Annotated in this window: 1 protein-coding gene and 1 pseudogene; one reads left to right on the forward strand and one right to left on the reverse strand. The window is 58.5% G+C overall.

The genetic code is table 11. The features are described 5' to 3' along the window. Positions 1 to 892: pseudogene (locus tag ABX749_RS31045) on the forward strand (hypothetical protein); the annotation flags it as partial. A 21-nt stretch (positions 893 to 913) separates the two neighbouring features. Here the strand turns inward: ABX749_RS31045 and ABX749_RS31050 are convergent. Continuing rightward, on the reverse strand, positions 914 to 2009 hold a 1096-nt coding region (locus ABX749_RS31050; RefSeq protein WP_372899449.1), incomplete at its 5' end, for a CehA/McbA family metallohydrolase.

Below are 2009 nucleotides of genomic sequence, written 5' to 3' on the forward strand. Positions count from 1 at the left end.
ACGGACGGAAAGTGCGATCAAGGTTACACAGGCGTATGCATCGATTCGGCGTTCAACGCGTCACGTGTTTCGCGCCCCCGATCCGCTGGCCGTCGATGCCGATTTCACGGGGCTCGGACAGAAGCTGAACGTTTTTCGGTCCTGGGCACGGTGCATGGACAAAGAAGCCAAGGCCAAAGTGAATGCCGGCGACTTTTCCGAGGCCAGTGAAGCATGGCGCGATTGCATCCATGTCGGACACGGTCTCGGACGCGGAAGTCATGTTTCCTATGCGCTGGCCGGCATTGCGATCGAAGGCATCGGTCAGGAAGGCTTGGTGCGGATCCGCAGCGATCTGCCGGTGGAGAAACTCGCCGAACTGTTGCCCGCGTTGATCAGGATCGATGGCCAGCGCGAGTCACTCGAATCGCTGCACCGGCGGAGCGATTTGGTGATGGATCGGGAAATGGCATGGCAATACCGACTGGCGATGCACGCGCCGGCACATTTGTCGGCACAAAGTCAGGCCGACACGATGACGTTAGTTTCGCCGGCCATTGAGTCGACTGGGGATGCGATCCGTCGACGCGATGCAGGATTGCGACTGCTGATGGTGGAATTTGCCGCCCGATTGTTTGACGCAAAACAGCAGCGGTTGCCCACCAGTATTGAGGAACTGGTGCCAGAGTTTTTGCCAGCCGTTCCGCTCGATCCGTTCAGCGGGAACCCGCTGATTTATCGACAGATCGACAGCGGTTATGTCCTCTACAGCACCGGCCCGAATCGGACGGATGATGGCGGCGCGTTTGGCGACATCACCGCACTCTATCAAGACGGCTATGACTTTGATCTCGACACGCTGATCCGACCGACGAAACCGAGTGGGGGCGTCGGGGTCGGCGGAATGAATTAGCGGAACAGGCTTCCGCTCGATTCAGTGCGGTGATTTCGGCAGCGGCAAACCGAGTTCGTCTCCGTTCGCCTGGAAGCCGTTTCCGTCGACGTCGACGAAGATCGGATTGCTGACGGCGATCGGTGGACGCTTGCCATATTGCTCGCCCATGACCTTTTCCATCGTCATCCCTTCGCCGATCGTTGCCACGATCAAGTGCGCGTCTGCATCCAGTTGGACCGTGATCGTCGAATCGAATTTGACAACGCTGTCGGAATCAGCGAACAACTCGGGTGAATTCTTTCGCGTGTAGTCGTGTTCTTCGCTACGGCGTCCGTTGATGAAAAGGGCGACACGATTGACGTCCAACCAGTTCGGGCATTGGACAGTCACCTGGACGTTCACCTGGCCATCCTCGGTCGAAAGGTCATCGCCGGGAATCGCCTGTGTCTCGCCGGTCTTCGACGTGCCGACCACCGACAGGAACGGTCCGGTCGACATGACGATGTGCCCCGCTTCGGCTTGACGAATCATTTCGTCGGTGGAGATCGCGGCCGGATCATCGGTGCTGCTGGCGAACCAATTTCGCAGCCACCCGCTGCCATGATGGTTGTAGTGCGCGTCGGTGTTGACGACACCCGGGATGCGGTAGCCTTGGTTGAGCAGTTGCATCCATTGGAACAGCGGGATTCGCATTTCACGGACGTTCGGTGGCTTGCTGGCGATGTCTTGGAAAATCGTTTCCAGCGGATGGACTTCGATCACATCCATCCACTGGAGCATTCCCCGGAATCCCTTGTCGGGCGTTCCGTCGACATCCAAGTCACCATAGATTTGATGCAGATTGGGATGGTTCATCTGGACCAGCTTGTCCGATCCGCCGTCCCACATCGCCAACCGTTCGATTTGGACGACCGGATTCGGATCGACGCGCGGGCCGCCTCCGTTTTGGGTGTGTGGATGGTGGTGCAGCGGGAACGCGTTTTGATGGTTCGCCGGCAACGGATTACCGGTCAGTTCCATTCCCGTGCCCGTTGCCATCAAGTGCGACAGCTGCATCTTTTGCAGATGCGGCGCGTAGCTGCTGATGCGATTGTGTTCGGTGCACGGGGCGAATTCCAGGTGTTCGCAGAGCAGG

This window comes from Stieleria sp. (assembly GCF_041595215.1).
Lineage (GTDB): Bacteria > Planctomycetota > Planctomycetia > Pirellulales > Pirellulaceae > Stieleria > Stieleria magnilauensis.